Genomic DNA, 22,166 nt, shown 5'->3' with positions numbered 1-22,166 from the left:
CATCCTGCGCGCGAGGGATCGTGGCCCTCTCGTCGCACTTCTGGCCGCACCCGGAGGAACTGCCCATGACCGCCCGCCCCGACCCTTATCGTCAGTTCAATTTCCGCCTCGAGATCGATGGCCTGACGATCAGCGGCTTCAGCGAAGTCATCCTAGGCGCGGCGATCACCGACATCGTCGAGTATCGCGACGGCAGCGACAAGAGTGGTGTACGCAAACTACCGGGCCTGACGCACTACTCCAACGTCATCCTCAAGCGAGGCATCACACACTCGCTCGAGCTGTATCAATGGCATCGGATGATCGCCGAAGGTCGCACGACAGATGCGCGCCGCAATGTGGTCGTCGTACTGAGCGACGAAGCCCGCAACGACGTCGCTCGCTTCATCCTGCGTAACGCGTGGCCGGTCAAGTACGAAGGGCCGTCACTCAGCGCCTGCGGCAACGAAGTGGCGATCGAAACGCTCGAGCTGACTCATGAAGGGTTCGAGCGCGAGACGTGAAAGCGGAGCAGAGAAAGAGTTTCACACGGAGTACACGGAGTACACGGAGTAAAGAGACAGAGAAATAGAGTTCTATTTTTCTTGTCCGACCTCCGTGTACTCCGTGAACTCCGTGTGAAACTCCGCTCTCCGCTCTGAGATTTCACGACGCTGGACAGGTGCCCTCATCCCTCAGGCCCTGCAGTCGCGTGGCTGTCGCCATCACGTCCTTCTCGAGCGACGTGCCTTGTGCAAATTCCAGCGCGCGGACGATCTCTCGCTTCGCATCGTTCACGCAACCCCGCCGCGCCAGCGTCTCCGCCAGATTGTTGCGTGCCGCCGCATTGGTGGGGTCTCTTTCGATCGCGGCGACATAGGCGTTCTCGGCCACGGGAAAGTCGCCGCGGGCGTACGCCAGATTAGCGAGCCCGAGCCACGGCAGAGCTGCCTGCGGCCACAGCGACTGCGCCCGCGTGTACGAAGCCGTCGCGGCGTCGACCCTTCCGGTTGCTTCGAGTCCCGCCGCCGCTGCCATGTAGCGATCGAGATCTGGCCGTGCCGGTGCATCGCCGGGCTGAAGCGGCAACAGCGCCCAGCGATCGGCCAGCGCCCAGGTCTTCTGGAATTTGCGCGTGCTCATGACGAGCCGCTGAGTGGTGCCGGAGCGGAGAATGACCTGCTCCTCGTCCCGGTCATAGCCGACCACGACGGCGTAGTGCCACTGCGGCAGGCTTCGCAACAACAAGTTCTGCAGCACAAGGACAGGACGCCCAGCTGCCAGTTCCGCAGCGATGTCCTCGATGCCCGGCGCGAGCAGATAAGGCAGGCGTCCGTGGGTACGAGTCGATGCGATCAGTTCCGTCTGCAAGGAGCCTTGTCGCCCAGGCAGATAGACCTCTGGCACCAGCGCTTCCGACGTCGTATCCACCCCCGATGCACGCAGCACGGTTGCCAGCGCAGCAGGACCGCACTGGTAGTCCTCTTGAGGAAAAAACGGTGTCTCGGTGAGCTCGACCCGCTCCGGCAAGGAGCGGTCGATCGCGTTCAGCGCGGGGCCATGCGAAACGCAGCCCGCGAGCGCGAGAAACAGGAAGGGAATGAACCGGTACAGCATCGGCGGATCATCGGGAGTCATGCTGCGGCAGCATCGCCGCAGCATGACTTCACGAGATCAGCTGGACAGATCGGTCAGGGAAACTTCTTGAAGATGTCGATGACACCGACGGCTTCCAGGATCAGGAGCACCAGGAACACGATGCCGATGACGGCGAGCGCGTCACCGCCGGCAGGCATCGACTCGATGTCCGTGGCCAGCGAACGAAGCTCGGAATCGGTCATCGCAGCGATGCGCGCATCGAGTTGCTGCGCGTCCACGCCCATTTCGGTCATCTTCTGGCGAACTTCCTCGCGGGCCAATGCGCCGTTGACGGTGGCCAGATCCTTGTCGCGCTGCTGTGCCTCGACGGCGGCCAGCGTCCCGATGATCTGCGCCTCAACGACGACCGGCGAGCTGAGCCCCAGCACGGACAACGCCAGTACGTAGACGAGTGCTCTTTGTAGAAGACTTTTCATGCAGCAACCTCATATGACAAACGCGCGGCGATTCTAGCCTTGACCGTGCGGCCGCGGAAAAAAGCGTCGGCAAGTGCCGACGGCCCCGTCGAGACTCAATCGCAACACGCCACCCGTCGCCGGCGGCTTCCTCGCAGGCCCCGTCCGCGGCGACACCGATCGGAGAAACGTCCGGCGCGTAGGTTCGTTCCCTGCAGCCAGGAGCATTGCGCTTGCAGCGAAGCGGGCACAGCGCACGGTGCGCCCTCGTTCAGGGGACGTCCTATGCACAAACGAGCGTCACCGCGATGCTGCGAGCGCGTCATTCAACCGATGCTGCGCAGGATTGTTGCGCCAAGGAAGCGCCTGAATGACCGAGAATCCCGCCGCACAGGGGCAGAGCCTGCTCGAAGTCCTCATCGTCGATGGCGATGCATCCGAGTGCGAGCAGCTGGAATCCCTGCTGGCGTCCCACAAGATCCGTTCGGTCTGCGTGCACAGTCTCGAAGCCGCGCGCGAGGCGATCCGCGCCATCTACTTTCCCCTGATCGTCGTCGATCGCTTCCTGCCCGATGGCGACAGCACCGACTTGTGTCGCGAGCACCGTGCCAGCGTGGCTGGGCGTCGCACCCGCATCCTGATGCTCGCCGATGGCGAATCCGCCGAGGATTCCAGGCTGGCGCTCGCCGCCGGCGCGGACGAATACCTGAGCAAGAGCCAATCGGATCGTCTGCTGGTCTCGCGCATCCGGCAGCTCTATGCCACCGTCATGCGCAAAGCGGTCCGACGCTCCGGCAACGCGGAAAGCGAAAGCCTGCGATCACTCGAGGAATACGACATCCTCGACAGCGCACCGGAAGGCGCCTTCGACGACATCGCTCTCCTCGCATCCACGATCTGCCGGACACCGATCGCGCTCATCTCGCTGGTCGACGGCGAGCGCCAATGGTTCAAGTCGCGCATCGGCCTGCCCGTGCGTGAGACTCATCGCGCGCAAGCTTTCTGCGCCCATGCCATCCAGCGTCCGGACGAACTGATGATCGTCGCGGACGTGGCGCTGGATGCCCGCTTCGCGAGCAATCCGCTGGTCACGGAAGATCCTCATATCCGCTTCTATGCCGGTGCGCCGGTCGTCTCCGCGGGCGGACACGCGCTTGCAACGGTCTGCGTCCTCGATCGCACACCGCGTACCCTGGATGCAGCGGCTTGCGAAGCCTTGCGGGCGTTGTCGCGCCAGGTAGGCGTGCTGCTCGAGCAACGCAAACTCCGTAAGCAGCTAGAAGACGCGACCGTGGCCCAGCGGGCGGCCGATGCGGATCTCGCGCGCAGTGAGCTGCTCTTCCGCGAAGCATATGAGAATGCCGCCATCGGCATCGCACTCGTATCGCTCAATGGTCACTGGCTGCGCGTCAATCGCGCGATCTGCGATCTGCTCGGGTATACGCCTGACCAGCTGCTGAGGCTCGATTTCCAGGCAGTGACCCACCCCGACGATCTCGACAAGGATCTCGGGCTGGTGCACCAGATGCTCGACGGTACGATCCGCAGCTACGAGATGGAGAAGCGCTACATCCATCGCAATGGCCAGGAGGTCTGGGCGTTGCTGAGCGTCTCGATGGTTCGCGACGAGGCCGATCGGCCGCTGCACTTCATCTCGCAAGTCGTCGACATCACGGAACGCAAGCGCAGCGACGATGTGCGGCAGGCGCTTCTCTCCCGACTGAGCCAGGAGCTGCGCGTTCCCGCGACGGCACTGCGCCACTCGGTCGGTCGCCTGGCCTCCGGCGCCGCAGGCCAGCTCGCATGCAACGTGCACGAGCTGGCAAGGGTTGCTCAGCGAGACGCGGACCGGTTGCATCAGCTCATCGAGGGGCTGCGGGAGGCCAGCAACGAGCGGTGAGCGGCGAGCCGAAAAATCTTCCGCTTCTGGCTCGCCGCTCGTAGCTCATCGCTCGCAGCTGATCGCTCATCGCCTTCCTCTCACGGTACACTGTGCACCGCACGGCATTCTGCCGGCGCAGTGCATACAACCGATGCGATACCTGAACGAAAAGCACGCGAGCATCGACTCGGGTGGCGGACCCACCTGAGCCCATGCCGTTCGATATCTCCCAACATCCTGATTATTTCGTCCTGAGACTGACCGGCACCCTGGTCGGCGAGGACCTGGAAAACGTCGCCCGCGCCGTGCAGGAGCTCGAGGATGCCGGTCCGCTCCTGAATCGGGTCACCGACCTCACGGGCATCGAGCTGCTGAACGTCGCGTTTCCTGAAGTGCAGACCCTTGCCGACCGGCGTCGATCGAGGCATTTCGCCCGGCCGGTCAAGTCCGCCCTGCTCGCGCACAAGCCGCTGCACATCGGCTATGCGCGCATGTTCCAGTCCCTGAACGACAATCCCTTCCTGCAGGTTCGTCTCGTCAAGAGCATGGACGAAGCCTTGCACTGGTTCTCCGAGTAGCGCTCAGCGCGTCAGCGCCACGCAGAAGGTCGCGCAGGCCGCCAGCGCCGCGACGGTCCTGACGTGATTCCAGAACGTCCATTCCCGCAGATACTTCGCCCATAGCACCGCGCTTTGCGCAGCATCCGGTGTCGCTGCGGCGAGCGCGTCGTTCCGCGGCACGTTGAAAACCATCGTCACCAGGAACGTGCCCACGAAATAGAGCGTCGCAGCGACGATCAGCAGCGCCGCGCCCGACCTGGCCTGCATGAGCGCGAGCACGAGCACTCCGATCGATACCAGCCCGGTGCCCATGAACACCCCGAGGAACCAGGGATTCAGCACAGTCACATTGATGTGCTGCATCGCTGCGATGCCTTGCGCCGCCGGCATCCGCGCCAGCGCCTGCATCACGAACGTCGAGAAGGCGAAGAACACGCCGCCGATCAGGCCGGTGCCTACGGCTCCCAGGATGCTGGCGATCTGCAGATGTCCGGTATTCATGAGCGTGCTCCGGTAGTGAGTCAGGGCCGATTGCCTGGACACGAGTGTTCCCCAGCGGCGTGGTAAAAAGAATTGAGCAGTCCTGCATGGCTGCTATACATTTATGCATAGGCCATCCGGGGAGGCCGAAGGGTGAGCACATGCCGGGCCAAGCCAGCTGGGACCTCTACCGGTCCTTCCTTGCGGTGATCCAACACGGCAGCTTTTCGGCTGCTGCGCGCATGCTCGACCTCACTCAGCCGACGGTCGGCCGCCACATCGCCGAACTGCAGGTCCTGCTGGACGGCAAGCCGCTCTTCACTCGATCAGCGACGGGGCTGACCCCCACCGCCGCTGCACACGAGTTGCGCCCGCACGCCGAATCGATGGCTGCCGCGGTCGCCGCGTTCCAACGTGCGGCCACGGGCGAACCGAACCAGGTCGCGGGCGTCGTTCGCGTGACTGCCAGCGAGGTAACAGGTATCGAAGTCCTGCCGCCGATTCTTGCGAAGCTGCGCAATCGCTATCGCGGACTCGAGATCGAGCTCGTACTGAGCAATGCGATGGCCGATCTCTTGCGGCGGGACGCCGATATCGCAATTCGCCTGGCCCGGCCGCAGCAGAAGTCACTGATGGCAAGGCGCGCCGGCACGATCGCATTGGGCATGCATGCGCATCGCCGCTATCTCGAAGTCCACGGCGTTCCGAGGACGGACGAAGATCTGGATCGGCATTCCCTGATCGGCTTCGACCATCCGCCGCAATTCCTTCAGCGCTACAAAGTAGGCGTCGACCTGAGGCGCGAGCGGTTCGCGTTCCGCACGGACAACGATACGGCGCAGCTCGCCGCTATCCGTGCGGGTGTCGGCATTGGGGTCTGCCAGTATGGCCTCGCCCGCCGCGACCCGGATCTCATCAATGTCGTGCCGGATCTGTTCCGGATGAACCTCGAGACCTGGATCGTGATGCACGCCGATCAGCGCAAGGCGCGGCACATCAAGACGGTCTTCGATGAGATCTATCGAGGGGTTGCTGACTACGCGGCCACGTCGGCGGCGCCGGCGGCATAGAAACCGTCACACCCGCGAAAGCGGGTGTCCCGCGGGAATGACGGAGTTCCCGCAGCGCGCCTCGTCAACGCCGGGCAATTCACCCTCTCTCAGAAACTTGCGATTGATGCGGGCGCGAAAGTCCGAAGGGTCCAGCGAGATCGCGCGATCGAATTCGCGCAACGCATCCTCGCGACGGCAGGCCATTGCATACGCCATCGCAAGATTGTTGGCCGCGCGCGCGTTCGCGGGATTGCGTGCCGCCGTGTCTTCCCAGAACGTAACTTCGGTTTCGTAGATCCTGTTGCGTTCGATCGTCGCCGCGCACAGCGAACCGAGTACGAGTGCGATCGTGAGCATCGCAAGCAACGGCCTGCGGGTCTGTGCCCAACGAATGAGCTGCACCGACAGCCACCAGGCCGGGCCGATCATTGCCAGGTACAACTGGCGATCGTTCGCGGGATCGAGCCGCGGCAGCAACGAATTGGTCGGCGCCAGCCACAACAGGAACCACAGCACCGCGAAAGCACCGATCGGTTTGCGCCGCACGTTCCACAGCGCCGCACCCAACGCCACGCTCCATCCGCTGCACAGCAACAGGCTCGTCGCATCGACCTGCGTGATCACGGTCAACTCCGGATCCGCATTCATGTTCCACGGACGGATCAGTTGCCCCGCGAGGTACAGCACGGCGCGGGATTGTGTGAGCAGGTTCTCCGTGATCGAACGCGTCTGCAGGCTGACGTCCAGCAGATCGCGATATCTCGGGAGACTGGCGGCGAGCAGCAGCAACACTGCGACGAGTGCGAACAGGGGCATCAAGCGCCGGAACGCATGTCCGTCCGCGGAGTAGAGCCAGAGTGCGAGCGGGAGGATGAGCGCAGTTTCTTTGCAGGCCACTGCGGCGATGAACGCGGCGCAGGACGCGAACGACCAAAGAATGGACTCCCGCTTTCGCGGGAGTGACGAACCCTGCCCTGACGAATCGCCGCGCACCCAGCACCACAGCGCAACCAGGCAGAAGAACGCAGACAGCGAACTCGAGCGGCCGGAGATGTAAGTGACCGCTTCTGTCTGCACAGGATGGATCGCAAAGATCAGCGCCGCGAGCAGCCCGGCGAGCATCGCGTGGGAAGGTGTCAGTCCCGCGCGGACTCCACGCACCTGCAATAGCCAGAACACGAGCATCGCCGAGAGCGCGTGGATACCCATGTTGAAGACGCGGAACACGATGGGATCCGGTCCCATCGCGTAGTGGGCGGCGTAGCTCAGTTTCAGCAGCGGCCGGATGCCGGGCATCGACGCCCACCAAGCCGCGAGCGAATGAACCTTCGGCTCATGAACGATCACATTCCAGTCGTCGAACTGGAAACCCGCGGACAACGAAGGCAACCAGACCAGGACGACGACGAGCGCTGGCAGCAGCCACAAGCCGACCCACAGCCAGCTCGTGGCGGTCGGCGTCGACGCCGCGATCGGATCAGTGCGCAAGGGAAGAACTGAACGCATGATCGATCATTCCGTGCGCCTGCCACCACCTCTGCGTACCGCCCAGCATCACGAGCCAGACCTCGCTCTCGCCGCGCCTGGCGTAGGCGATCAGGCACTGGCCCGCTTGCGAGGTGTAGCCCGTCTTCATTCCCGCGGCACCTTCGAGCCGGCCGAGCAGTTGATTCGTGTTCGCGAAGGATTTCGTCCGCCCCGTTCGGGTGGTGAGCTCGGCACGCGGCAGTGCTACCAGATGCGCGATCATCGGCACGCGCCGCGCCGCCTGGGCAAGCTTCAAGAGATCAGTCACTGTGCTGTGCTGACCGACTGCATCAAAGCCACACGGATCGACGAACCGCGACTGTGACATGCCGAGTTGCCGAGCCCGCTCGTTCATCCGCTTCGCGAATGCGTCCCTATCCTTCGAGACGCTCTCGACCAGCACGAGACACGCATCGTTCGCTGACCGGACGAGCATCGCTGCCATCGCTGCACCGGCCGTGATCTCCTCGCCCGCCCGCAGGCCGAGCTTCGTCGGCGCGACTTGCGCAGCTGGTGCACTCACAGGAAGCCAGCGCTCCATGTCGGGGTTCGCATCGAGCACGACGAGCGCGGTCAGCAGTTTCGTCAGTGAAGCAGGCTGCAGTTGGAGTCCAGGCTCGCGCGACCACACAACCTGGCCGTCACGCACGACGATATAGCTGCGCGCCGTGTCCGCAAACGCGCCCGGCGCTTCAGCCCGCACCAATCCCGTTGCGAGCAAGAGTGCGCCGAACAACGCGGCATGCGACCACCTCATCGTTCGGCGCACGATTCGAAAACCGGGCAGGATCAGTTATTGAAGAGGCCGAGCGCCTTCTTGCCCATGTTGAACATGCTCTTCGTCTTGCCGGCCGGCGAGTTCGCTTCACGCTCCGCTTCAGCCTGCGCGTACGAAGCGCAGAAATCGCGGTACTGGTCGGCGATCGCCGTGTAGCGACGGCCTGCGCACTGCGCCTTGGCGAGCGCTTCCGCTTCGGCCGGGCACTGGCTGCCGATGAACTTGATGTTGCCGTATGCATAGGCGCTCTTGCACAGGTCCTGGCGCTTTGCGTCGATCCCGAAGCCACACAGGCCAGCGGACTCCGTGAGAGGCTTCTCGGCGCCGGTGCCGCGCTTTTCCATTTCGGAGAGCGCCAGGAACTTGTCGTGCGTCTGAACGGCCGCGCAGAACGTCTGGCGATCCGCCGGATCGGTGCAGTACTGCTTCATGACACCAGGTGAGGTCGCTTCGGCCGCGAACTTGTGGCACTGCTCTTTCTGCGCCTGGGCGCCCAGCGCCATCTGCTGCTTCGCCAGGTCTTCATATTCCTTGGCCTTCAGGTTCATCTCGCCGCCATCGCAGGCACCGATCTTCTTGCCCTCGACTGCCATGGTCATCGACTCGCCGTCGACGGCGACGAGCATCTTGCCCTTGTAATGATCCGGGCCCAGGTACGTGAACTCGCCCTCACCTTGCGCCGCATCCTTACCGGTGCAGCGCATCTTGAAACTCTGCGTGTTGCCGACGCGCTTCACGTCGTAGAGCTCACAGTTCTCTTCCGTCTTCATCGGGACGGAGTCGTCGCCCGGCTGCTTGCAGATCTCGTTCGACTGCCCCGGCATCGACATGCCGCCCATCTGCATCTGGTTCGTGATCTTCCACTTTTCGCCGGTCGGCGCTGCCACCGCAGCCGTCAGCGCCAGACCCGCGCACACCAGCACGAATGCGCTAATTAACTGTTTCATATGGAAATCCTGTACGCGATAGACGTGGCGGGGGCACGGCCTGCCGCAGGCTGCACCGGGGCCACGTTATTTACGCGTAAAGCAGGGGGAAATCGGCTCATGCGGGGCCACTCTTGCTGTGGGTCCGGCTTTAGCCGGACGTTAGCCGGCGCAGCCGGCTCTCGCCTTCGGCGATGACGTCCGGCTGAAGCCGGACCCACAGGAAGCAGCCGGATCTCTATCGGCGAAGCGCCGCGTACTCCGAAGGCGATCTCCCAATGAGCGCCTTGAAGTCGCGATTGAAATGCGCCTGGTCGAAGTAGCCGAGCTCCAGCGCGAGCGCCAGCCAGTCGACCTGACCGCCGGCGTTCAATCGCTCGACGACTTCATGCATGCGATAGCGATTGATCACCCATTTGGGGCCGATGCCGACATATTCGTTGAACAGCCGCTGGATCGAGCGCTTGGTGATCGCATGCCGCTCGAGCAGATCCTCGACGCGTGTCACCGAACGATCCTGCTCGATGTCCGTGGCGATCTTCGCGACGCGATCAACCAGCGGATCTGCATCAGGCCAGCGACGCACCAGGAACTGCTGGACGACTGCGATCGCGCGCTCGTCGTTCTCTCCCGCCTCCTCCACCGCTTTGCACAGCGCATCGGAAGATTCGTCGAAGATCGATGCGAGCGTCGCCGTGCGATTACGCATTCGCGAAACGGATCCGCCCAGGAACGGCCGGAATCCGCCCGGCCTGAACTTCACGCCGAGCACACCGCCCTTGCCCGTCAGCTCGCGAGTGAAGCGGCCCGTGTGGATTCCGTGAACGAGCGCCTCGCTGCGATCGATGACGAGATGCACGTTCGGATGCGGCAGCGTTTCCGGGCGCTGCGACTCGAGGCCGCGAAGATCCCAGCGCACGATCCAGAAGTGCTGAACGAGACTCGCGACGTCGGGTGCCGGCGCGATCCGCGCGTGATAGAACTGCCCCGGACCTTCCGCGTGTTTGAGCAGGCCGCGAGGCGGCCCCACGCCAACGAGCCGGACCTCGGCTGAAGCTGGCGCGTTTTTCCTAGCCCGCGACGACACGGCCATGGCTCAATACGATCACCTTATGAAACCCAGCAACACCATCGCGCTCGCAATGCTCGGCCTGTACTTCGCCGTGGGCATTTCCGATGCGAACGAACAGAGGGAGTCTTCCGTGAAGCATGTCGCCGGTGCGTTCGACGTCAAGATCAAGGTACTGCAGCCGGACAACGAGCCGGCGCGAGCCGCGAATGTAGGACGCATGTCACTCGAGAAGCAATACAAAGGCGATCTCGCAGCCTCGAGCACCGGCGAGATGCTCTACTCGGGCGACGGCAGCACTTCTGGCTCCTATGTGGCGATCGAGCGCGTCAGCGGTTCGCTGCACGGGCGCAAGGGCAGCTTCATGCTCGTGCACCACTCCCTGATGAATCGCGGCACGCCGGAGAACTGGATCATCACGGTCGTGCCCGATTCGGGTACGGATGAGCTTCAGGGCCTGAAGGGTTCGTTCAAGATCATCATCGACAAGGGCCAGCATTTCTACGAGTTCGACTACACCCTCGCCGAGTGAAGCAGCCGCCTTCGACGGCGAATCGACGATAAGGGGACATCGAGCCCATACCAGCGAGCCTGCGCTGTCACAGCGCCTCACCATAGTGAGCCCGGCGCTGCCCTGGCGGTGGATACTTTTCGCGCGCCAGTGCAGCATTGCCCGCTGTGAGCGTCGCCTCTCAATCCCTGCAGGGTGGTGTGTTCCGCACGGTTCGCGGCCGGATGCTCTTCTGGACGCTAGCCGTCACGGTGCCGATCTACGCGTTCGCGCTGTACATGTCGTATCAGGCGACTGCTCGGCAGCTCGAAGCGGGCGCCGAGCGCGACGTCAAAGAACTCGTTGCACAGCTCGCGATCGGACTCGACTCCGTCATCCGTCCCATCGAAGGCGGCATCCGCACGGTGGCGGGGCAACTGGAAGAAGTCGATCCGCCCCCTGAGCAATATCCCGCACGCATTCGCGGCATCCTGGCTGCCTGGCCCGATGTCTACGGGTCGACGATTGCAGTGGAAATCGGCGATGCGGGCCCCAGCGAGAAACCGTTCGCGCCCTATCTCTTTCGTCGCGAGGGTGCGATCGCATACTCCGATCTCGCGCTCGACAGTTACGCGTACCAGGATCTCGCCTGGTACCGCCGCGCTGCGGATGAGCAGCAGCCCGTCTGGTCATTGCCATACTTCGACGCCGGCGGCGGCGAAACGTGGATGGTGACTTACTCGGTGCCGTTTTATCGCAACCGGGCTGACCGCGGTCGCGTATTCGCCGGCGTCGTCACCGCGGACCTGGATCTCAATTGGATGAAGCGCGTCGCACACGATGTCACGCTGGGTTCGTCCGGCGTTGGCTGGCTGAGCTCGCCAGCCGGCACACAGCCGTTCACAGCACCGATCGGCGCCACACCGGATCGACTGCCTCAGTTCACGCCGACGCTCAACGCAGATCTCGTGCGCGACATCGCGGAAAAAATGCTCGCGCGGAAATCCAGTTTCGAGCCGCTGCCTGACGGCGTCGTGTCGCAACCCGCATACCTCGCCGTTCGAAAACTGGAGACGCTCGACTGGCGGGTGATGTTCGTCATTCCCCGTTCGCATCTGCTCGCGGAGGCACGAGCGCTGCTGAATCGCCAGCTCTGGCTCGGCGCTGGCGGGCTGCTCCTGCTCGTCGCCGCGATATCAGTGGTCGCCGCCGGGATTTCCCGGCCGCTGCACAACCTTGCCGAGTCGGTGGGAACCGCGTCCGAGGACGATCCGGATTTCCGGCTCCCGGAGGATCCGCGTCGTGATGAGATCGGCGTTCTCACGCAAGCGTTGCGCCGGATGCGGGATTCGTTGCGCAAGCACATTCAGTTGCGCGCAGAGACGCTCGCCGAGCAGGCCCGCGTCGAACATGAGCTGCAGATTGCCGCCAGCATTCAGCAATCGATGTTGCCACGGCACGACCCCAGGACGTTCCCGGCCACGGCTCAAGTAGCTGCCGCACTCTTGCCGGCAAGGCAAGTCGGCGGCGATCTCTACGACTACTTTCATGTCGTCGACGGGAACGTCCTGTTCGCGATCGGCGATGTCTCCGACAAAGGCATCCCCGCCGCTCTTTTCATGGCACGCCTTTCAGCGCTGTTGCGTGTGCTGGGCGCATCGGGCGAAGTCCCCGATCGCCTGCTCTGCGGCATCAACGAAAGACTCGTCGACGGCAACGATGCGTGCATGTTCGTCACGCTCGGCTGCGGCCTGTTGAACATCCATACGGGCCAGATCCGCTACGCGAGTGCCGGACACGATGCGCCGCTGGTGCGCCGACTCGAAGGAACGGTCGCTGCGCTGGCCGCTGACAACGGGCCCGCGATCGGCATCGATGCATCGGTCGAGTACCCGACGATCGAACGATACCTGGCGCCTGGCGACACGCTGATCCTGTTCACCGACGGCGTCACTGAAGCGGAGGCCAGGGATCAATCGCTGTTCGGCCTCGACCGCCTGACTGCGCTCATGCAGAACAGCCCGGATGGCGAACCGGCAACCCTGGTCCAGCAGATCCTGAACACGGTCGCCGAACATACTGGCGACATCCACGCCAGTGACGATCTGACGGTGCTCGCTCTCGCGCTGAAACCGCCGCGCATCACAGCCGGCTGGAACGCACTGGGCCCGCACTGGCTGATCGAACCCGAGATCTCCGCAACCGGTGTCGAACACGCCAAGGTCTGGCTGCGCGCCATTCTGCTTTCCCGCGACATCGCGCAGGAAATCTGCGGCGATGTCGAACTGATCGCGGAAGAACTCTTGACGAACGTATTCCGTGCCGTGGGCAGTCGCGCGGAAGCACGGGTGTCGATCCACTGCACCTTGACCGTGGAAGAAGTCGTTCTGACGCTGCGTGATGATGGGGAGCCCTTCGATCCCCTCGCGCACGCTCGCCCGGATCTCGACGCCGATATCGCCGACCGGGAGATCGGCGGGCTCGGCATCGAGCTCGTCCGCCAGCTCTCCGACCAGTGTCGTTACTCCCGCGTCGACGACTACAATATTCTGGAAGTCCGCTTGCCGCGCGCACGTCCGCGCTGAGAGGGTCCCATGTCGCTCAACATCGCGATCGATCAAACCGCCACGCCGACGATCTCACTGACGGGTCGACTGGACAGCAACACGGCGCCGCGGCTCGATGAGGCACTCGATCGGTTACTCGCGGGCACGCCAATGCTGAGACTCGTCTTCGATCTCAGTCATCTCGAGTATCTGAGCAGCGCCGGGATCCGTTGCTTCGTCCGCGCGCGCAAGATCATCGAACCGCGCGGCGGCAGGGTTGCCGTCGTCAACCCCCAGCCCGGGGTCCGCAAGGTTCTCGATATCGTGAAAGCGATTCCCTCGGGCGGCATCTTCAAGAACGTCGCGGAGCTCGATGCCTATCTCGATGACATCCAGCGACAAGTCCAGGACAATGAATAGACCGGGATCCCGCCGACTCTAGCCTGCCCTCTCCGGCTCGTCCGTGCGTTCGCGGTCGTAGTACTCGACCGTGTTCTCCGCACGGACCATCTTGCGCAGTTTCAGGTCGTTGCCCTGCCCCGCGACGATCAGCACCTTCCGCGAATCGGGATATTCGCAGGCATCCAGTTCGGCGAGCGTCGACAGCGAGAGGTAGCGCATCGTCGTCTTGCCGGTGTTGATGATCTGATGCGCGACTTCCGGTCCGCCCGTCGGACACGCAATGACATCGTGTTTGCGGATCGGATAACGCTGGTCGCCGAAGCGCAGCTCTCCTTCGCCTTCTAGGATGAAGAACATCTCTTCCTCCCCATGATGGGAATGGAACGGACACTGGGCCTTGCCCGGCGGCACGACCGTCAGGTTGTAACCGAGCTTCCGCGCTCCGATGTGCGCACCGATCTGGCCCCGACTGGATGTATAGAAACCGTTCTCCTCCACGTCGTCGAACTCCACTGCGTCGAGATTCATGATCGGCTTCATCACCCGTCTCCCGTGTTTGCCGTGCGTAGCGGTCGGGATTGGACACGCAGCGCGACCTGCGCGCAATCACAACCGGATGGATTCCCGCTTTCGCGGGAATGACGGCTGTTTCGCGTCACTCCCGCGAAAGCGGGAGTCCATGCCTTGATCCGGCCGGTGGCGATTCCACGCGGCCGACGTGACGGTGGAACGGGAACAGCTTACGATCGCACGCGACCCCTATAACAAGACGTCGAGGGAGAGCGATTCATGAACAGGAACCCCGCCTGGAGTCTCGTCGCTGCAATGTCGCTCGCGGCAGGCGCAGCCCACGCCGGCCCGTACTCGGACGATCTTGCGAAGTGCCTCGTGAAATCCACCACGGCCGACGACAAGGGCACGCTCGTCCGATGGATCTTCGGCATCGCCGCCCTGCATCCGCAAGTGTCGAACGTATCGGCCATTACCGAGGCCCAGCGTGTCGAGCTCAACAAGAAGGTCGCGGGCCTGTTCGAATCGCTGCTGACTGAACGCTGTCGCGCCCAGACCGTCGAAGCCGTTCGCTACGAAGGAGCCGGCACCATCGAGGCAAGTTTCGGCATCCTGGGCGAAGCCGCCATGACGGAGATGTTCTCGGATCGCAGCGTCAATGAAGGACTCGGCGAGTTCACCAAGTACCTGAACGAAGACAAGCTCATCAGCGTGCTTGGCGGCGCCGCCGCGGACAAGAAACCCTGAGAGCAGCCTGCTTGATCGCCCTTCGATCGCTTGCCGTACTCTGCCTTTGCGCTGCCGGCTCGATGGCGAGCCTCGCCGCAACGGATGCCCCGCCGCGACGGGTGATCGATATCGATGTGTCGAAAGCGCAAGCGCCGGTCGATCGTTTCTTCGACCTGGCGATCGGATCGGACTTTCCGGGCACGCTGATTCGCCCGGACACGCAGGCGCACCTGAAGACGGCGGTCGATGAGCTCGGCTTTCGCTACGTCCGCTTCCACGACATCTTCCACGATGTGCTCGGCACCGTTCGCACGGAAGGCGACCGCATCGTCCACGACTGGACGAAGATCGACCAGCTCTATGACCAGTTGCTCGCGAAGAATATCCGGCCGTTCATCGAGCTTGGCTTCACGCCGCAGGCCATGGCCACATCCGGGCAGACGATCTTCTACTGGAAGGGCAATACGTCGCATCCGAAGCACGACGCCTGGCGCGCGCTCATCGACGCGTTCGTTCGCCATCTGTTCGAACGCTATGGCGCGGATGAAGTCCGCCAGTGGTACTTCGAAGTCTGGAACGAACCGAACCTCGACGGCTTCTGGGAACGAGCGGACCAGAAAGCCTACTTCGATCTGTACGCGCTGACGGCCAAGACGATCAAGGCGATCGATCCGTCCCTGCGAGTCGGCGGGCCGTCGACGGCGGGCGCCGCGTGGGTTCCGGAGTTCCTGGACTTCGCCGCGAAGAACGGTGTCGCCGTCGACTTCGTCACGACACATACGTACGGCGTCGATGGCGGCTTCCTCGACGAGAAGGGCGAAAGCGACACGAAACTATCCGCCTCACCCGATGCGATCGTCGGCGACGTCCGTCACGTGCGCGAACAGATATCGCGATCCGCATTCCCCAATCTGCCGCTCTACTTCACGGAATGGAGCACGAGTTACACGCCTCGCGACTCGGTGCACGACTCCTACATCAGCGCGCCATACATCCTCTCGAAGCTCAAGGCGACGCAGGGAATGGTCCAGGCGATGAGCTACTGGACCTTCACCGATCTGTTCGAAGAGCCGGGGCCGCCGCCCTCGCCGTTTCATGGCGGCTTCGGTCTAATGACCCGTGAAGGCATCCGCAAGCCCGCCTTCTTCGCTTACAAGTACCTGCATGCACTCGAGGGAAATGCGGTGCCCGCGGCGGACACCGAGAGCTTCATCTCGACGAGTCCGTCGCGGACGGCGATCGTGCTCTGGGACTGGGAACACCCCGACCAGAACGTGAGCAATCGTTCCTTCTACACAAAAGCCACGCCGACGCGGCCGGCGCCGTCGGCGGATCTCGTATTTCGGGCATTGCCGCCGGGCAGCTATCGGCTCGAGGTCCGGCGCACGGGCTACCGCGCGAACGATGCTTACACCGCGTATCTGGAGATCGGCTCCCCCAAGGACCTGACTCGCTCTCAACTCCAGCAACTGAACGAGTTGACCGTCGACAACGCCGAGACGAATCGGCAAGTGAAGGTGGCTCACGATGGACTGCTCCGGTTCACCGTTCCCATGCGCGTGAACGATGTCGTGCTCGTCACGTTGAGCGCTGAAAAGAGCCGGCAATAACGGTCTGTTCGACCGGGAATCTACTTACGTGGGTTCCGCTACTGCGGCCATCGTGCGCTGCAGCTCAAATTCCTCTACGAAGGCTGCCGCGACGCGCAGCGATAGGCGTTGCCCGACAACGCGAACAGGGGGATATCGTGAACAGACATGCCATGCAGCTTGCGATGTGTTCAGCGCTCTTCGCGGCCAGCGCCGCACAGGCGCAGACCACACCACCGGCAGAGACACCGGAAGAAGTCATCGTCACCGGCATCCGTCACAGCATAGCGACGTCGGTCGACGTAAAACTGGAATCGAACTCGATCGTCGAAACGATCTCGGCCGAGGACATCGGCAAACTGCCGGACGTCAGCATCGCCGACTCGATCGCGCGCTTGCCCGGACTCGCCACGCAACGCGTGGATGGACGCTCGCAGGTCATCAACGTGCGCGGCATGTCGGAACAGTTCGTAGGTACGACGCTGAACGGGCGTGAGCAGGTCAGCACCGGCGACAGCCGAGGCGTGGAGTTCGACCAGTATCCGGCCGAGCTCATCAATGCAGTCACTGTCTACAAGACGCCGGATGCCTCGCTCATTGGGCAAGGCCTGTCGGGCACTGTGAATCTGCAGACGATCCATCCATTGAGCCTGGACGAGCGCCGCGTCGTGTTCGGCGCATCCGGCGAGTACAACTCGCTCGGCGACGTCAGCGCCGACAGCGAGGATCTCGGTTATCGGGCGAGCTTCTCGTACGTGGATCAGTTCGCTGACAACACGCTCGGTGTTGCATTCGGCATCGCGCGGCTGAGCTCGCCATTCCAGGAGGAGCATTACAAGGAATGGTGGTGGGCGAACACGAATCTCTACGGCACACCGCAGGCGGGGAAGCCGGATGACGCGATCGCGCTGCAGGGCTCGGAGGGATGGGTGAAGTCGCGCGACCTGATACGCGATGGCGCCATGGCGGTCCTCGAGTACAAGCCCAACGAAGTCTTCCACAGCGAGGTCGATCTCTACTATTCGAAGTTCAGCCAGGAAGAGGTCATGCACGGCGCCATGTGGACCAACGATCCGTGGTGGAACGGCGGCGCCGTGAGCTATGCAAACGCCGGCCTCACCGACAAGGATGGCCTGCCCATCGTCACCGACGGCGCACTCAACGGCGTGCAACCCGTCGTCCGCAACGACGACAACGACCGCGACGACAAGCTGTACTCGGGCGGCTGGGCGAACACGTTCACCATGGGTGCGTGGGCGCTCGATGTCGACCTGAACTATTCGAAGGCTGAGCGCGAGCAGACGACGCTGGAGACTTACGCGGGACTGCTGGGCCCGCAGAGCATCGGGTTCGACATCCCGCTGTCGTCCCGCTTCGGCGATTACTCGTTGCCTGATCTCTCCTCCTCTACCGCCGTCTATCTCTGGGATCCGCAGCAATGGGGTCACGACGGGCGCCAGGAAGATTCGATCCAGGAAGACCGGATCAAGGCCGGCCGCATCAATCTGGGTCGCAGTTTCGAGATGCCCTTCGTGAGCGGCTTTGACGTTGGCGCGAACTTCAATCGCCGCACGAAGGAGAAGCGCGCGACGGTGTACTTCGCGGATCTGCCGGACGGACGCGCACCGACGCTCGTCGATCCATCGCTTCTCTATGCACCGACATCGCTCGGATTCGTCGGCATGGGACGCGTCATCTCATTCGATCCCAACGCGCTCATCCGCGATGGCTACTACGACGTGACCATCAGCGAGAGCAACGACGATCTGCGTAAGGACTACACAGTCGATGAAGACGTCGACACGTACTACGCGCAGATGGACATCGGCCTCGAGACGTCCGGCAATTTCAGCCTGCGGGGAAACCTGGGTGTCCAATACATCCTTTCGGACCAGTCGTCGACGGGATTCAATGCGAACGGCGGCGCCGTGGTCGGCGCCCAGACGCTCGGCACCGACTACACCGACACGCTGCCGAGTCTCAATCTCGTCGCGGACTTCGGCAGCGGATGGATCGCACGCACCGGCGCCGCGAAGACGCTGATGCGGCCGCCGATCAACTACCTGAGCGCCGACAGCGATGCGAGCGTAAACACCACGACGCGCGAATGGGGCGGTAGTGGCGGCAATCCGCTGCTGGAGCCCTACCGGGCCACTGCGTACGACCTATCGCTCGAGAAGTACATCGCCGATGCGAGCTACGTGAGCGTGGCGATTTTCTACAAGGACCTCGAAAGCTACATCTATCAGCAGAATATCCCGTGGGACTTCACCGGCTACGACGACAACGGGATCACGCCGATCTCGAACATGGGAACGTTCAGCACCTGGGCGAACGGCACGGGCGGCTACATGCGCGGCATAGAGGGTGCGACCACATTGACGGGCGATCTCATCACGGACGCACTGGCCGGATTCGGCATCCAGTTGAATGCGTCGTACACAGAATCGTCGATCGATCCCGATGGTCCCGATGGCGGCTCGACGACCGATACGATCCCGGGCCTTTCGAAGGTCGTGGCCAACGGCACGTTGTTCTTCGAGCGCAACGGCTTCTCGGCACGAGTCAGCGGACGCTATCGCGATCAGTATCGAGGCGAATACGGCGCGCTCTTCGGACAACGGACGTATCGCTACACGCTCAGCGAAACCCAGGTCGACCTGCAGCTCGGCTACGATTTCCAGGGCGGAACGCGGTTCGAAGGCCTGTCGCTGCTGTTCCAGGTGTACAACCTGAATGATTCGCCGTTCCGGACGACGGTCAGCGATTCGAACAGCCTGGGGATGACGTTCCCGGAGGAGTACACGGAGTACGGCACGCAGTACCTGCTCGGCTTCCGCTACAGCCTCCAGTGAGATGAATGCCGTCCGCTTCCGTTGGTGGCTCCTGCTGCTTGCGTTCGCACTGCACGCGGGTGCGAACGCCCAGTTCGTTCACACCAGGAACGCCGGCATCGTCGATGCGGAAGGCAGGTCGCTGCTGCTCGTTGGGCCGAATCTCGGCAACTGGCTGGTGTTCGAGGGCTACATGCTCGACATCGACGTGCAGGGCTGGAGCACGCCGACGGGGTTCGAGCTCGGCGTCACGCACGCGCTTGGCGGCAACCAACAGCAGGCAGATCGCTTCGTCGATCGCTGGCGCGAGAACTACGTCGATCGCAACACGCTCGGGCAGATCAAGTCCCAAGGCTTCAACAGCATCCGTGTGCCGTTCTCCTATCGGCTCTTCTGGGATGGAAAACGACTGACCGACGAAGGGTTCCGTCACTTCGATCGGATCATCGGGTTCTGCCGCGAGCTCGGCCTGTACGTGCAGTTCGACATGCACGCCGCGCCGGGATACCAGAACCCCGGCCATCACAGCGACAACCCGAGCGAGGAAGTCCGCGAATCGGTCCGCTTCTGGGCCGACTGGAGCAACGTCGAACTGGCGGCGAAGATCTGGCAGCACGTCGCTCGCCGCTACGCCGACGAGCCTGTCATCTGGTCATGGGATCTTCTCAACGAACCCGTCACGCGCAACGATGCCGAGAAGGGGCGGCTCGAAGCCTCCTATCGGGTCATCACCACGGCGATCCGAAGCGTCGATCGCAACCATCTCATCAGCGTCCAGGGCGACTGGTGGGGCTCCGATTTCAGCCCCCTGACGAACAAGTGGGACGACAAGCTCGTCTTCCAGACCCATCACTATCCGAAGCAGGATGAACTGCAGGCGCACGACACGATGCGCGGCGGCCTGGGGGATCGCCTCCGGCATGCGCGGAAGCTGGGGATTCCACTGTGGCTCGGCGAATTCGGGGAGAACAGTTACCCCGTGCTGCGGGGCATCGCTGACTGGTCGCTCGCGAACAACGTCGGCTACGCGCCGTGGTCCTTCAAACGCATCGAAACCGATCGTGCGCTGTGGTCGATCCGCAAGACCGACGGCTACCAGCGAGTCATCGACTACATCAAGAGTGCGACTTACCCGAAGAAACCGGGCCGCAAGCCGCCCGCCGATGCTTTCGGGGTGCTGATGGACTTCGCTGACGCTGTCCGCAACGACAGCAGCAATGTGACGGCCGTTCCAGGATTTCTCGAAGCCGTTAGACCGGTGTCCACGGCGAAGGCTGCTTCGACACCGGCACGGTAGGCGTTTCATCGACATGCGTATCGATCGGCCGATTCCAATCGGCCGGCGATTGCTCGAACATGAGACGTATTCCGCGGCCACAGTAGCCGCGCGAGAGCAAGATCCTCGGAATAGTCAGCTCAGCCATCCGCCGCCATGGACTTCCTCGACACCGCCTTCTATCTCGTCAGCACAGCGCTTGCGCTCTATTTCTCGTATGTGCGCTTCCGGGCGCGCATGCCGCTGTTCGGTCACGCGATGATGGGCACTGCCCTCTTCCACCTGATGTTTGCGCTCGAAGGGATGGACCTGCCGGCGAACATCGCCGCCGCGGCATTCGTGCTCCTGTACATGAAGAGCCTGGCCATCCTGCAGGAGCATGGACTCAGCGACGGCTCCCTGTCCTGAGACCACTGCCGTCATTGCCGCGAAAGCGGGAGACCTTCTCTCCGTCACTCCCGCGAAAGCGGGAGTCCATGCCTTGGTTCCGGATGGATTCCCGCTTTCGCGGGAATGACGACGATTAGCCCATCACCGACCGTGCAAACTCCTGCCACGGCGCACTGAAGCCGATCAGAAACCTCAGCGGCTCCGAAAGCAGCACGAACCCGCCGCCCCAGAGCGTCACCGGATGCAGCCGGCCACGAGTATGGAAATCGTGCACGGCCATCGCGATCAGGAATCCGTTCACCAGCACGACCGCTCCGACGACACCGGGCACGATCGTGACGCCCAGCATTGCATTCGCCTGCATCACGATCCGGGCGAGCGCGGGAATGATCAGGCTCGACGTCGCGAGCACAATGAATCGCTTGTGGCTGTCCATCTGACGGCGCTTCAGGATGCCAAGCGTCGCGAACACCGCAAAGAGCGTGACGCTGGACATCGGGAAGATCAGGAAGACGAAGGGATCCGCGAGCGTATCGGCCGTGGCATCGGTGTGGATGCGACGATGACTGTGAAGCGCCACGTAAAGCCCCGAAACGACGATGGCTGCGGCGATGGCACCCCCCGCAATCCCCATCTTGCGATGAACGTCGCGTCGCCCTGCCGCAATCAGCGCGGTCTGAACGATCAGCAGGAACACCCACGCGGTGCAAAGGCCTCCATGAATATGGACGGCCGGAGTGAGCACCGGTGTGGGTGCACTGTTCAGCGCGACAAAGAAATAAGTGGGACCGAAGCCAACGAGCGTCACCATCGCCAGGGCGAACGCCATGCTGACGAAAAACCGTCGATCGCTCAGCAACTGAGCCTGCGCCACGCTGATCGCCATGACCGATCTCCCCGACGGGCAGTGCCGACAGTGTCGAACGTAGCAGATCGATCAGCGCGGCACACTTGTACGGTCGTCCATGAACGCCTGCTTCGCAGCTATGAGCACCGATACCGGTTGGCAGCGCGACAGGCTCTGCCTTCGGCGAAGCTTGCGTCATCGCGCGCTGGGTACCCACACCGAAGTGGAAACCGATGCGCGCAGGGA

At 63.0% G+C, this 22,166-nt stretch carries 21 protein-coding genes; 12 read left to right on the top strand and 9 right to left on the bottom strand.

The genetic code is table 11. The features are described 5' to 3' along the window. Positions 1-65 precede the first annotated feature (65 nt). The gene (locus HNQ60_RS26450) at positions 66-503 is read left to right on the top strand and encodes a phage tail protein (protein WP_184335806.1); all 438 of its coding nucleotides are present in this window, start codon (positions 66-68) and stop codon (positions 501-503) included. Between the two features lie 142 nt (positions 504-645). Here HNQ60_RS26450 and HNQ60_RS26445 read toward each other — a convergent pair whose 3' ends face one another. Beyond that, positions 646-1,617, bottom strand: coding sequence for a PA2778 family cysteine peptidase (locus tag HNQ60_RS26445; RefSeq protein ID WP_184335805.1), 972 nt, complete (start codon positions 1,615-1,617; stop codon positions 646-648). A gap of 53 nt (positions 1,618-1,670) precedes the next feature. Beyond that, on the bottom strand, positions 1,671-2,054 hold the full coding sequence (locus HNQ60_RS26440) for a PA2779 family protein (protein WP_184335804.1): 384 nt from the start codon (positions 2,052-2,054) through the stop codon (positions 1,671-1,673). A 349-nt stretch (positions 2,055-2,403) separates the two neighbouring features. Between HNQ60_RS26440 and HNQ60_RS26435 the strand changes: the two genes are divergently transcribed. Both HNQ60_RS26435 and HNQ60_RS26430 read left to right on the top strand, forming a co-directional pair. Next, positions 2,404-3,933, top strand: coding sequence for a PAS domain S-box protein (locus tag HNQ60_RS26435; protein WP_184335803.1), 1,530 nt, complete (start codon positions 2,404-2,406; stop codon positions 3,931-3,933). Positions 3,934-4,127: 194 nt separating this feature from the next. Continuing rightward, positions 4,128-4,493, top strand: a complete 366-nt coding sequence (locus HNQ60_RS26430; RefSeq protein ID WP_184335802.1) for a hypothetical protein — start codon at positions 4,128-4,130, stop codon at positions 4,491-4,493. 3 nt (positions 4,494-4,496) lie between these two features. On the opposite strand, the gene HNQ60_RS26425 is transcribed toward HNQ60_RS26430, so the two are convergent. Continuing rightward, positions 4,497-4,976 carry an anthrone oxygenase family protein gene (locus HNQ60_RS26425; RefSeq protein ID WP_184335801.1) on the bottom strand — a complete coding sequence of 160 codons (480 nt, stop codon included), beginning with the start codon at positions 4,974-4,976 and terminating at the stop codon, positions 4,497-4,499. A gap of 140 nt (positions 4,977-5,116) precedes the next feature. Here HNQ60_RS26425 and HNQ60_RS26420 point away from each other — a divergent pair, with 140 nt between their 5' ends. Then, positions 5,117-6,025, top strand: a complete 909-nt coding sequence (locus HNQ60_RS26420) for a LysR family transcriptional regulator (protein ID WP_184335800.1) — start codon at positions 5,117-5,119, stop codon at positions 6,023-6,025. Positions 6,026-6,031: 6 nt separating this feature from the next. Here HNQ60_RS26420 and HNQ60_RS26415 read toward each other — a convergent pair whose 3' ends face one another. From HNQ60_RS26415 to HNQ60_RS28210, 4 genes are all read right to left on the bottom strand, one after another. Further along, positions 6,032-7,513 (bottom strand): hypothetical protein, encoded by a 1,482-nt coding sequence (locus tag HNQ60_RS26415; protein WP_184335799.1) that lies wholly within the window; start codon positions 7,511-7,513, stop codon positions 6,032-6,034. After that, on the bottom strand, positions 7,485-8,291 hold the full coding sequence (locus HNQ60_RS26410; protein ID WP_184335798.1) for a D-alanyl-D-alanine carboxypeptidase family protein: 807 nt from the start codon (positions 8,289-8,291) through the stop codon (positions 7,485-7,487). The genes HNQ60_RS26415 and HNQ60_RS26410 overlap by 29 nt, the downstream gene beginning before the upstream one ends. Positions 8,292-8,323: 32 nt before the next feature. Further along, positions 8,324-9,259, bottom strand: coding sequence for a DUF3617 domain-containing protein (locus HNQ60_RS26405; RefSeq protein WP_184335797.1), 936 nt, complete (start codon positions 9,257-9,259; stop codon positions 8,324-8,326). A gap of 217 nt (positions 9,260-9,476) precedes the next feature. Continuing rightward, the gene (locus HNQ60_RS28210; RefSeq protein WP_221304475.1) at positions 9,477-10,268 is read right to left on the bottom strand and encodes a DUF6597 domain-containing transcriptional factor; all 792 of its coding nucleotides are present in this window, start codon (positions 10,266-10,268) and stop codon (positions 9,477-9,479) included. A gap of 82 nt (positions 10,269-10,350) precedes the next feature. On the opposite strand from HNQ60_RS28210, the gene HNQ60_RS26395 reads away from it, so the two are divergent. The 3 genes from HNQ60_RS26395 (at position 10,351) to HNQ60_RS26385 (ending at position 13,763) form a co-directional block, all read left to right on the top strand. Beyond that, positions 10,351-10,839: a DUF3224 domain-containing protein gene (locus HNQ60_RS26395; protein ID WP_221304474.1), complete on the top strand. Its 489-nt coding sequence runs from the start codon at positions 10,351-10,353 to the stop codon at positions 10,837-10,839. 146 nt (positions 10,840-10,985) lie between these two features. Further along, positions 10,986-13,382, top strand: a complete 2,397-nt coding sequence (locus HNQ60_RS28205; protein WP_184335795.1) for a SpoIIE family protein phosphatase — start codon at positions 10,986-10,988, stop codon at positions 13,380-13,382. Positions 13,383-13,391: 9 nt separating this feature from the next. Continuing rightward, complete coding sequence (locus tag HNQ60_RS26385) at positions 13,392-13,763, top strand: STAS domain-containing protein (RefSeq protein WP_184335794.1); 372 nt, start codon at positions 13,392-13,394, stop codon at positions 13,761-13,763. Positions 13,764-13,781: 18 nt separating this feature from the next. On the opposite strand, the gene HNQ60_RS26380 is transcribed toward HNQ60_RS26385, so the two are convergent. After that, complete coding sequence (locus HNQ60_RS26380) at positions 13,782-14,285, bottom strand: cupin domain-containing protein (RefSeq protein WP_184335793.1); 504 nt, start codon at positions 14,283-14,285, stop codon at positions 13,782-13,784. Between the two features lie 249 nt (positions 14,286-14,534). Here HNQ60_RS26380 and HNQ60_RS26375 point away from each other — a divergent pair, with 249 nt between their 5' ends. From HNQ60_RS26375 to HNQ60_RS26355, 5 genes are all read left to right on the top strand, one after another. After that, the gene (locus HNQ60_RS26375) at positions 14,535-15,002 is read left to right on the top strand and encodes a hypothetical protein (RefSeq protein ID WP_184335792.1); all 468 of its coding nucleotides are present in this window, start codon (positions 14,535-14,537) and stop codon (positions 15,000-15,002) included. Between the two features lie 62 nt (positions 15,003-15,064). Next, positions 15,065-16,594 carry a GH39 family glycosyl hydrolase gene (locus HNQ60_RS26370; protein ID WP_184335828.1) on the top strand — a complete coding sequence of 510 codons (1,530 nt, stop codon included), beginning with the start codon at positions 15,065-15,067 and terminating at the stop codon, positions 16,592-16,594. A gap of 137 nt (positions 16,595-16,731) precedes the next feature. Then, positions 16,732-19,428, top strand: coding sequence for a TonB-dependent receptor (locus HNQ60_RS26365; RefSeq protein WP_184335791.1), 2,697 nt, complete (start codon positions 16,732-16,734; stop codon positions 19,426-19,428). A gap of 1 nt (position 19,429) precedes the next feature. Next, positions 19,430-20,704: a glycoside hydrolase family 5 protein gene (locus HNQ60_RS26360; RefSeq protein ID WP_184335790.1), complete on the top strand. Its 1,275-nt coding sequence runs from the start codon at positions 19,430-19,432 to the stop codon at positions 20,702-20,704. 135 nt (positions 20,705-20,839) lie between these two features. Beyond that, positions 20,840-21,091 carry a hypothetical protein gene (locus HNQ60_RS26355; protein WP_184335789.1) on the top strand — a complete coding sequence of 84 codons (252 nt, stop codon included), beginning with the start codon at positions 20,840-20,842 and terminating at the stop codon, positions 21,089-21,091. Positions 21,092-21,206: 115 nt separating this feature from the next. On the opposite strand, the gene HNQ60_RS26350 is transcribed toward HNQ60_RS26355, so the two are convergent. Further along, positions 21,207-21,959: a hypothetical protein gene (locus tag HNQ60_RS26350; protein WP_184335788.1), complete on the bottom strand. Its 753-nt coding sequence runs from the start codon at positions 21,957-21,959 to the stop codon at positions 21,207-21,209. Positions 21,960-22,166 lie beyond the last annotated feature (207 nt).

Source organism: Povalibacter uvarum, from assembly GCF_014202975.1.
In the GTDB taxonomy this organism is placed as follows: Bacteria; Pseudomonadota; Gammaproteobacteria; order Steroidobacterales; family Steroidobacteraceae; genus Steroidobacter; species Steroidobacter uvarum.
Note: the sequence above shows the minus strand (reverse complement) of the source record. Positions and strands in the feature narration are given on the sequence as shown.

Excerpts from the sequence above, each read along its gene's own strand:
- HNQ60_RS26430 (WP_184335802.1), top strand. The coding sequence starts at position 4,128 with ATGCCGTTCGATATCTCCCAACATCCTGATTATTTCGTCCTGAGACTG.
- HNQ60_RS26370 (WP_184335828.1), top strand. The coding sequence starts at position 15,065 with ATGGCGAGCCTCGCCGCAACGGATGCCCCGCCGCGACGGGTGATCGAT.
- HNQ60_RS26410 (WP_184335798.1), bottom strand. The coding sequence starts at position 8,291 with ATGAGGTGGTCGCATGCCGCGTTGTTCGGCGCACTCTTGCTCGCAACG.
- HNQ60_RS26420 (WP_184335800.1), top strand. The coding sequence starts at position 5,117 with ATGCCGGGCCAAGCCAGCTGGGACCTCTACCGGTCCTTCCTTGCGGTG.
- HNQ60_RS26380 (WP_184335793.1), bottom strand. The coding sequence starts at position 14,285 with ATGAAGCCGATCATGAATCTCGACGCAGTGGAGTTCGACGACGTGGAG.
- HNQ60_RS26355 (WP_184335789.1), top strand. The coding sequence starts at position 20,840 with ATGGACTTCCTCGACACCGCCTTCTATCTCGTCAGCACAGCGCTTGCG.
- HNQ60_RS26350 (WP_184335788.1), bottom strand. The coding sequence starts at position 21,959 with ATGGCGATCAGCGTGGCGCAGGCTCAGTTGCTGAGCGATCGACGGTTT.
- HNQ60_RS26395 (WP_221304474.1), top strand. The coding sequence starts at position 10,351 with ATGAAACCCAGCAACACCATCGCGCTCGCAATGCTCGGCCTGTACTTC.
- HNQ60_RS26450 (WP_184335806.1), top strand. The coding sequence starts at position 66 with ATGACCGCCCGCCCCGACCCTTATCGTCAGTTCAATTTCCGCCTCGAG.
- HNQ60_RS26440 (WP_184335804.1), bottom strand. The coding sequence starts at position 2,054 with ATGAAAAGTCTTCTACAAAGAGCACTCGTCTACGTACTGGCGTTGTCC.
- HNQ60_RS26435 (WP_184335803.1), top strand. The coding sequence starts at position 2,404 with ATGACCGAGAATCCCGCCGCACAGGGGCAGAGCCTGCTCGAAGTCCTC.
- HNQ60_RS26415 (WP_184335799.1), bottom strand. The coding sequence starts at position 7,513 with ATGCGTTCAGTTCTTCCCTTGCGCACTGATCCGATCGCGGCGTCGACG.
- HNQ60_RS26445 (WP_184335805.1), bottom strand. The coding sequence starts at position 1,617 with ATGACTCCCGATGATCCGCCGATGCTGTACCGGTTCATTCCCTTCCTG.
- HNQ60_RS26385 (WP_184335794.1), top strand. The coding sequence starts at position 13,392 with ATGTCGCTCAACATCGCGATCGATCAAACCGCCACGCCGACGATCTCA.
- HNQ60_RS26375 (WP_184335792.1), top strand. The coding sequence starts at position 14,535 with ATGAACAGGAACCCCGCCTGGAGTCTCGTCGCTGCAATGTCGCTCGCG.
- HNQ60_RS26425 (WP_184335801.1), bottom strand. The coding sequence starts at position 4,976 with ATGAATACCGGACATCTGCAGATCGCCAGCATCCTGGGAGCCGTAGGC.
- HNQ60_RS26360 (WP_184335790.1), top strand. The coding sequence starts at position 19,430 with ATGAATGCCGTCCGCTTCCGTTGGTGGCTCCTGCTGCTTGCGTTCGCA.
- HNQ60_RS26405 (WP_184335797.1), bottom strand. The coding sequence starts at position 9,259 with ATGAAACAGTTAATTAGCGCATTCGTGCTGGTGTGCGCGGGTCTGGCG.